At 75.2% G+C, this 8,655-nt stretch carries 8 protein-coding genes; 4 read left to right on the forward strand and 4 right to left on the reverse strand.

What is annotated here, in order from left to right; translation table 11 throughout:
• Positions 1–35: 35 nt before the first annotated feature.
• From G6556_RS14785 to G6556_RS14795, 3 genes are read right to left on the reverse strand one after another with little or no spacing between them, the layout of a single operon-like run.
• Positions 36–842, reverse strand: coding sequence for a hypothetical protein (locus G6556_RS14785; protein WP_166942964.1), 807 nt, complete (start codon positions 840–842; stop codon positions 36–38).
• A gap of 15 nt (positions 843–857) precedes the next feature.
• Positions 858–2,189 carry a hypothetical protein gene (locus G6556_RS19205; protein ID WP_205693536.1) on the reverse strand — a complete coding sequence of 444 codons (1,332 nt, stop codon included), beginning with the start codon at positions 2,187–2,189 and terminating at the stop codon, positions 858–860.
• Positions 2,186–2,548, reverse strand: coding sequence for a hypothetical protein (locus G6556_RS14795; protein WP_166942967.1), 363 nt, complete (start codon positions 2,546–2,548; stop codon positions 2,186–2,188). Before G6556_RS14795 ends, G6556_RS19205 begins: the two co-directional genes overlap by 4 nt.
• A 200-nt stretch (positions 2,549–2,748) precedes the next feature.
• Here G6556_RS14795 and G6556_RS14800 point away from each other — a divergent pair, with 200 nt between their 5' ends.
• Genes G6556_RS14800 through G6556_RS14815 form a run of 4 tightly spaced genes read left to right on the forward strand, consistent with a single transcriptional unit; the run spans position 2,749 to position 5,838 of the window.
• Positions 2,749–3,288 (forward strand): hypothetical protein, encoded by a 540-nt coding sequence (locus G6556_RS14800; protein WP_166942970.1) that lies wholly within the window; start codon positions 2,749–2,751, stop codon positions 3,286–3,288.
• Complete coding sequence (locus G6556_RS14805) at positions 3,285–3,587, forward strand: hypothetical protein (RefSeq protein WP_166942973.1); 303 nt, start codon at positions 3,285–3,287, stop codon at positions 3,585–3,587. The genes G6556_RS14800 and G6556_RS14805 overlap by 4 nt, the downstream gene beginning before the upstream one ends.
• The gene (locus tag G6556_RS20270) at positions 3,584–5,356 is read left to right on the forward strand and encodes an alpha/beta hydrolase (RefSeq protein WP_166942976.1); all 1,773 of its coding nucleotides are present in this window, start codon (positions 3,584–3,586) and stop codon (positions 5,354–5,356) included. The genes G6556_RS14805 and G6556_RS20270 overlap by 4 nt, the downstream gene beginning before the upstream one ends.
• A complete protein-coding gene (locus G6556_RS14815; protein WP_166942979.1) occupies positions 5,353–5,838 on the forward strand; it encodes a hypothetical protein in 486 nt (161 codons plus the stop codon). Before G6556_RS20270 ends, G6556_RS14815 begins: the two co-directional genes overlap by 4 nt.
• 13 nt (positions 5,839–5,851) lie before the next feature.
• On the opposite strand, the gene G6556_RS14820 is transcribed toward G6556_RS14815, so the two are convergent.
• Positions 5,852–8,655: GDSL-type esterase/lipase family protein (locus G6556_RS14820; RefSeq protein ID WP_166942982.1), on the reverse strand; the 2,804-nt coding region annotated here is incomplete at its 5' end.

Here is an 8,655-nt window from a genome sequence, read left to right on the forward strand (position 1 = left end):
GTCCCCGGGTCGGAGCTGCTGCCCGACGAGCTCGGTCACCGTGCGCCGCCACCGGGCAGGAGCGCCCCGAGCGACCGCCACAGGTCGGCGGGCGTGCGGCGGACCAGGACCACCTCGGTGTCGGGGGCCGGCCGTCCGTCCCGGAGCGGTTCGGCCGGTGCGACCCGCTCCCAGAGGCCGTGCTCGCGGGCGTCCAGGACCGCCAGTCCCCGGACGACGACGTCCGCACCCGCGCGCGACGCGGAGGTCACCCGCCACGCGCACCGCTCGGCGGCCACGACGGCACCGAGCTCCGGCGAGCCCGCCGGGAGTGCGGCGACCGCGTCACGCACGGCACCGGCGACGCCGGCCAGGTCGGCCCCGCCGTCCAGGGCGGCCTCGATGTCGCCCCGGGCCGCGAACGCGGCGTCGAGGCCCTCGAGCGTCGTGCGCACCTCGGCCGCGGCGCCGGCCGGCTCCCCGTGCTGGTGCAGCCCGATCACGAGACCGACCGCGGACGGCAGCAGCCGGGGGTCGATCAGCGCGTACTCGCTCTCCTCGGAGCCGACCCAGCCCTGGGACAGCCAGCAGCGCGAGCCGGTCAGCACCGCGCCGTGCGTGCTCGTGCCGTCGCGTCCCGCGACCTCGATGTCGAGGGTCACCTGCGCGGCTGCGAGATCGCGGATCAGATCGGCGAGGAGGGGGTGGGTCGCGCCGCCCGGCAGCAGCCCCGCGTCCTGGAGCTCGTCACGGGCGACGGCCAGGTCGGCGGTGACCGGGCGGCCCTCCAGCACGCGCGCGGCGACGTCCAGGTGCGCGCCGGAGAGGCGGACGCGCTGGCGCCCGGAGTCGACGGAAGGCACGGGTGGAGCTCTCTCTCAGTCGAACGGGTTCAGGAACGAGACGGCGTCGCGCGCGAGGTCGGTCGCGGTGTCGGCCACGTGGTCCACCGCCTCGGCGGCGGCCCGGTACCCGCGGCCGGCGAGGTCGACGGCGTCGCCGGCGAACTCGGTGATCTCGTCCCAGTTCGCGACCACCTCCGCCCCGGCGTAGACGACCCCGGTCACCACGACGGCGCCGACCGTGACCGGGTTCGGCGCGATCATGGCCGCGGTCAGGCTGGCGTTGAAGCCGACCTCCGCGACGTCGGCGACGTACGCGGCGCCGTTCTCCCGGAAGGCGTCCACCGGGTTCCCCTGGGCGATGACGTTCGCGGCGCTCATCCCGGTCGCGGCGACGCCACCCAGGATCCCGGCGCCGCGCAGCAGACCGGAGGTGCGGGCGGCCGCTCCGAGCCCTTCATTGGCGGCGATGCTCGCGAGGTTGGCGGTGCGGTCGGTGCCCATGACGAGCTGCGAGAACCGGCCGAGCTCGCCGTTGAGGAACTGCGTGTACTGCGGGAGCCGCTGGCCGATCTGGCTGTCGACGAAGCTGCCCAGGAGGCCGACGCCGCGCAGCGGGCTCGCGACGGGGTTGTTGAGGAACTTGCCGAGCGAGATCGACTTCGTCACCGCGGCGATCAGCGCGGCGGGCAGGGCCGTCCTCGACGCCCACACGGCGCCGCGGACCAGACCCATGTGGTCGCGGAGCACCGGCACCCGCGTCGCCCACTCGGTGAGCATGCCCTCGACCCAGTCGTCCAGGCTCTCGTTGTGCCCCCGGATGAAGGACGGCAGCGTCGACTCCAGCGAGCGCAGGCAGGCGAGCGCCGCGTCGTCGAAGGTCCGTGCCGCGGTGGCGTACTGCTGGTCGAGGTCGGCCACGCCGTCGGCGTAGGTCGCCTGGGCCTGCCAGGACGCGTCCAGCGCCTCGGCCTCGTCCGGGTAGGTTTGCGCGAGCGTCGACCGGTACCGCGAGAGGAGCGTCGTGTGCTCCGCCTCGAGCCGGTCGGCCACCCCCTGCATCGTCTCCAGCGCGGCCGCGTACGCCTCGAGCGCACCGGCGGCGGTCGTCGTGCCGGCGACCACCTCGTCGAGGAGGGCGGCGAACCCGTTGAGGCTGACCAGTGCCTGGGCCGACGCGTCCCCGGACCACACCGCGCCCACCGACCCGGCGCTGCTGCGGCACTGCCCGGCGGCGTCGGAGCAGCGCCCGGCAGCCGTGCGCTGGTCGGCGGCCGCGCCGCGCAAGGCTGCCGCGTCGCCGACCGGTCGCGGGTAGCGGGCGGCCGCGGCGACGCCGCCACCACCGTCCAGCCGCATGGCGGTCACAGCGGGCCGCCGAGACGCCGGGCGTAGTCCGCGCCGCCCGAGGACGGCTGAGCCGCCAGGGGGCCGGCGGTGTCGGCCAGGAGCCCGCGGACCCGGTCGTCGGCTGCGGCGTAGTCGTCGGCGGTCGCCGTGAGCTGGTCGGCGATGACGCCGGCGCTGCTCGACAGCCCGCTGATCGCCTGCGTCCACCAGGCCGCGTACGCCTGGAGGCCCTCGGCGACCAGCTCGTGGCCGGCGACGCCGGCCACCGAACCGGCGCCCGCGACCGCCGTCTGCGCCGCGTCGAGCGGCCCGCTGAGCGCAGCGACGCCGGGCGCCTCGGCCCGGAGCGCTGCGGCGTCGACCTGGAACTCCGTCATCCGGTAGCTGCCCCCTCGATCGTGCTCGGCCGGAGGTTAGCAGGACGCGGGAGCGGCCGTTCGTCCGTCCGAGCAGGTCATGGCGGTGGGGACGGCTCGGGCCGCCACGGCGACTCCCGCTGCGCGTCCGGCCGTCCCCCGGGTGGACTCCGCCGGCCGAACCCCGCGCCGCCGCGGCCACGTCCCCCTAGAGTGACGCCGTGACCGACCCGCAGGACGCCCTCGCGCAGGCCCCGCTGCTGCGCGTGGTCCACGAGCGCCACCCGGACGTCGACGTCGTCGTCCTCCCGCCCGAGGCACCCGCGCCCGAGCCCGCCGACGCGCCGGTCCCCGTCACCGACGCCGCGCTGGACGCCGAGCGGTCCCGGGTGGAGGCCGTCCTCGCCGGGCTGCTCGCCGCCGCCGGCCCAGCGGACGCCGCACCCGTCCCCCGCGCCACCTGGCGCAGCGCCCCGGCGTCGCACGTCGTGCCGGTCGCGGAGGCGCGGCTGCCGATCGACGGCCCCGAGGCCGGGATCGCCGTCGGCCGCGCCCTGTCCGCCCGGCTGCGCGCCGACGGCTGGGACGGCCACCTGGACCGCGCGGGCGCGACCCCGCTGCTGCTCGCCGCGCACGACGACCGCACGGTCCGGGTCGCGTGGCTCGACGCGGCCGTCCTGGTGACGGTGCGGGGCCGGGACCTGCCGGTCGCGACCGCGACCGCCCGCGCGCTGGTCGCCGGGACGGAGGACGACCGGTGAGCGACGAGATCCAGGTCGACCCGTACACCCTCGGGCTGTCCGCCGACGACTGGACCGATCAGGGGTCCCGGGTGCGCACCGCGCGGGACCGCGTGGCCGACGCCGGCACCTCGGGCTTCACCCCGGCCGTCGCCGGGGCGGCCGCGTCGTGGACGTCCGCGTGGGGCACCGTCCTGGGTGACGTCGCCGACCGGGCCGAGGAGATCGGCACCCAGCTGCGCGACGCCCAGCAGGCGTACGCGATCACCGACGTCGCGGCCCAGGAGACCTTCGAGAGCTGGCTGGGAGGCACGCCGTGACCACGGTGACCATCGACATCCCGCCCGCGATCGACGCGATCCCCGCCGTCCAGGGCGACCCCGCCGCCGTGGCCGCGTTCGCCCAGGACCTGCTCGCCAGCGCGGTCAACCTGGACGACCTCGACACGTTCGCGCTCGACTCGGCGACCCTCGACGGCTGGACCGGCGAGGCTGCCACCGCGTACGGCCGGCACGTCCGGGCCGCGGGCGCTGACGCCCAGGCGATGGGCGTCGCGCTCCGCCAGGTCGCCCGGGCGGCCGACGACTACGCCGAGGCCCTGACCGACCTGCTCCGCCGGCGGACCGACCTGGTCGAGGCCCGGTCGTCGTACCACGCGGCCCGTGAGGACCTGGACGCCGACGTCCGGTCCGCCGGGGAGGTGGACGACGCCGCGGTCGCCGAGCTGCAGGCTCGCGCGGCCTCGCTGGCCACCCGGCGCGACGGGGTGGTCGCGGACGTCGACGCCCTGGTGCGCGACCTCGCGACCGCGGAGCAGGCCATGCTCGACGCGTTCTCGTCCTACTCGACGCTCGCGCAGGCGCGCGCCGCGGTGTCCGGTCAGATCGACCTCGCCGACGACGCCCTCGGCCGGCCGGGGTCGCCCTCGCAGGGCGGCACCCCGGAGCAGGTCGCCGCGTGGTGGGCGTCGCTGACCGAGGAGGAGCAGTACGCCGTCCTCGCGGCCCGCCCCGAGCTCGTCGGCAACACCGACGGCATCCCGGCGCTCGCCCGCGACCAGGCGAACCGGCTGCTGCTCGAGACCGACCTCGAGGCGATGGAGCTCCGGGAGCAGCGCGGCGAGCGGCTGTTCGAGGACTACCAGGCGCTCGACAACGCGCGCGCCGCGCAGGCCGCGCTGGACGAGGGGGCGCAGAAGGTCGACCCGGTGACCGGCGAGCCGCTGGTGCCGCTGCTGCACCTCTACGACGCCACGGCGTTCGGCGGCGACGGGAAGGTCGCGATCGCGTTCGGGAACCCCGACACCGCCGACCACGTGTCCGTGATGGTCCCCGGCCTGACCAGCCGGGGCACCGAGGCCGGCGGGAACGCCGACGCCGCCTACAACATCTACGAGTCCGCGCGGCTCTCCGACCCGTACTCGACCGCCTCCTCGATCATGTGGATCGGCTACGACGCCCCCAGCGACTGGGACTCCGCCACGGTCGCGACCGAGGGCCGGGCCGAGGAGGGCGGCGCGCTGCTCTCGCGGTACATCGACGGCCTGCGCGCCTCCCGCGAGGGCGACCCCGCGCACCTCACCGTCATCGGGCACAGCTACGGCTCGACCACCACCGCGCACGGCGCGACCGACCACGGGCTCGCCGCCGACGACATCGTGCTGGTCGGCAGCCCCGGCGCCGGCGGCGGCGTGGAGCACGCCTCCGAGCTCGGCGTGGGCGCCGACCACGTCTGGGCGGGCAACAACAGCCGCGACCTGGTCGCCGCGCTCGCCGACGACGGCTGGGCCGGCGGCTGGATGCTCGGCGGCGCCGGGCTCGGCAACGACATCGTCGAGGACGACTTCGGCGCCAACCGGTTCCAGGCCGAGTCCACCACCCGCGCCGACGTCATGCGGAACTTCGGCGACCACACCAAGTACTTCGACCCGGGCACCGAGTCGCTGTACAACATCGGGCAGATCGTCGTCGGGGACTACGACCAGGTCATCGCCGCCGAGCACTCGTACGACCCCTGGTACGACGGCCCGGTCGACCCCGAGGCGACCCGCGACCCGCAGTCGTTCGAGGACCGGAGGCCGGAGTGGTGAACCGTCGCGTGCGCGCGGCCGCAGCCGTCGTGGTGCTGTCCGCGCTGGCCCTGTCGGGGTGCGGGGGCGGCGGCGGGTCGACCGCCGACGACCTGGACGCCAGCCGCGACGAGGTGCTCGACGCCGCGCGGCAGGTGCTCCCCGGCGTCCTCGACTCCCTCGGCGCGCAGGTCCAGGAGGCCTACGGCGAGTTCGACATGGGCGGTGACGGCGTCGTCGACCGGCGGCGGTACAGCGTCACCGTGATCGCGGTCGGCGCCCAGGCGGACACCGACGACCTGGTCGCCGCTCTGGAGGACGCCGGCGTCACCGACGTCCAGGTGAACCCGATCGGTGGGGCCTCCGGGCAGCGCGACGGCCTCGACGTCTCCGGGTCCGACCCGGGCGGCCAGGACATGAGCGTCAGCGTGAGCGGGCCGTACCTGGAGGTCGCCGACGGGGTGCCGCGGGAGGCGGGCCGCGAGGACGTCGACCTGGGCTGACGGCGCGGTGCGCTCACGCACCCGTCCTGCTCCGGCCCCTGCGCCGGAGCACGACGACACCCGAGGCCGCGATCGCCGACGCCGCGACCAGGAGCGCCACGAGGAGCGCGCCACCCGTGAGGGCCAGGCCCGCGGGCGTCGTGGACGCCTCGTCGACGGCGTCTGCTGTCCCGAGGGCGTGCCGGTCGGCAGCGCCGTCGTCGGCCGCCGCCGAACGAGTCGGGGACGAGTCGGGGAGCGGGCGCTCGTCGCCCTCCGGCGCGATCCGCCCGGCGGCCTGCACGAGTGCCGCGCACTCGGGGTCGTCGGACGTCGACGCGAGCGCTGTGCCGATCACGGGTCCGCCCCCGGGCCCCACGCCGGACAGGCTGACGGTCAGTATCCCCTCTCCGGTGATCGGCGGTGCGACGATCTCGGACTCGAGCCGGCCGTCCTCGGCGACGACGTGCTCGCTCACGACTTCGTCGGGCCACGTCTCGTCGTCGTGACCGATCGCCCGGGTCGTCGCCGTCACGGTGCTCCCGGGGTCGAACCCCAGGGCGCGGAGCGGCACGATCTCGCGCGTGACGACGTGCTCGCATGCGGGTGACCCGTCCAGACCCGCACCGTTCCCGAGTGCGACGTCGGCGAATGCGGTGCTCCCGACCGCCGACACCACGTCGTCCGGGTAGGTCGCCAGCAGGCCGTCCGGATCGGTCACGGGATCGGGGGCCGTCCGGACGGTCGTCGAGCGGACGGACGCGGGCACGGCACGTGTGGACACCGGTGAGATCGCGGCGCCGGTGGTCGACGTCGGGAGGCTGCTCGCCTCGGCGAGGGTACGGATCGCGCTGGTCCCCGGGACGTCGACGTCGTAGCGCAGCGTGTCGTCGACCGCAGCCGCGTAGAGCCGAGCCCCGCGCTCGGTCGGATGGAAGCTCGCCGCGCTGGTGAAGCCGAACTCCACGTCGGTCCAGGGTCGCCACAGGGTCGGCCCGATGATGGCCGAGCCACGGTCGCAGAAGTTGCGTCCGTCGAAGTCGTCTCGCACGTCGGCGACGTGGACGTCCGCCCCTGCGCGGCGTGCCCGGTCCTGGACGATGCCGGCGAACGCGTCCACCTGACGGCGTAGCCACCGCCGTTCGTCCTTGGAGAGCATGAGCGGCGAGCACGCCGCGTGGGCGTTGTCCCAGTCGCTCACGAGGCGCGGGTAGGTGGTGGCGACGACGGCGGTGTCCGCGCTGACGCGGGAGCGGATCGCCTGATAGGTGCCGGTGAGCTCGTTGCCGACCAGCGCCAGGCGCACGGCCATCCAGTCGTCGAGGCTGACGTTCGTGTCCGAGGACGTCGTGATGAAGCGGTGGTCCTGGCACTCCAGCGAGGTGAAGCAGTGAATCATGATCGGCGCGAACCCGAGGTCGTTGCCACCGATGCTCAGCGTGACGAGGTCCGCGTCCCGTCGCAGGAGGTCGAGCTGCCGCGGGATCTCGATGCGCCCTCCTGACCACATCTTCTTGGGCTGCGGCTCGGTGTCCAGGTTCACGATGCGTGCTCCGGAGCACGCCAGGAACTGGAAACTCGCGTCCCTTCGCGTGGACAGCGGGGCGGTGGAGCCGGGGACCGACACCATCCCCGGCCACGACCCGGACGAGCGGTGGCACAGGTTGTCCTGCGGCCCCTCGAGGTAGGGCCGGATCCCCTCGCCCGAGGCGTACGAGTCGCCGAGCGCGACGTAGGAGATGTGGTCGGCGACGCGGAACTCGCGGATCGTCGTGACGGTCTGGCCGTCGGTGAGCGTCGCGGTCACGATGGCGCGATGGTTCCCGGCGTCCAGTCCAGGCACGACGACGGACCAGCCGCCGATCGGGTCGATGTCCGCGACGACCGTGCGCCCGTCGACCTCCACCTCGACCGAGTCCAGCCAACCGGGCTGCGACGCGAGGAGCGAGGTCGTCAGCGACGCCGGGTCGACCACCCGCACGCACGCGTCGGAGCCTGCCGCCGCGATCTGGGCGAGAGCGGCGGGCGCCGCGCACGGTGCGGTGCCGGCGCCGTTCCCGACGGCGAACGTCCGCACCCCGACCCCGGAGGCTGCGACACGGTTCAGGGTGTGCGGGCTGACGGTGGCCTGGCCGTCGGACAGGAGGAAGATCCACCGCGGTCCGGGGTGCGGCTCCAGGGAGTCCAGTGCTGCCCTGAGGGCCGCGTCGAAGCTGGTCCCCGATCCGACGCTCGCGCGCTCGTACTCGCCGAGAACGCCCATGCGGAGCGAGCTCGCGACGACGTTGACGTTCGGGATCACGTCCTTGCCGTCGCCCGTGGTCCCGGGTGCGATGAAGGTGGCGTCGTCGAGCTCCGCGTCGATGTCCTCGTCGCGCACCATCTGGGCCACCGCGGCGGTCGAGCCGAACGCCGTCAGGCCCACGCGGGTGTGTTCGGCGGAGCCCGGGACGCCGCGGAGGTCGGCGTTCAGCGCCACGACCGCCGAGATCTGGCAGTCGAGCACGTCGCCGAACCGCCCGTCGCCGTTGAAGTCGTCGAGCGCGTCGCGCACTCCGTCTCCGTTGCAGTCCTGCAGCGGGGACGCGGTGGAGCCGGAGACGTCCACGACGTACTGGACGCGCGTGATCTGGTCGGGTGCGTCGTCGAGCCGGACGGTCCCGTGGAAGGGGACGTCTCCTCCGGATATGCGCTGCTCCTCCTCGGGGAACTCGACGTCCAGCCTGGGCGCGGGCGACGTCCGCGGGTCCGGGGCGGCGTCGGCCGGGGGAGCTGTGGTGACGCCGATGCCGACGGCGAGCGCCAGCGTCGCGAGTGCTGCGATCGGGGGGCGGGAAC

Source organism: Cellulomonas sp. IC4_254, assembly GCF_011603975.1.
GTDB lineage: Bacteria > Actinomycetota > Actinomycetes > Actinomycetales > Cellulomonadaceae > Cellulomonas.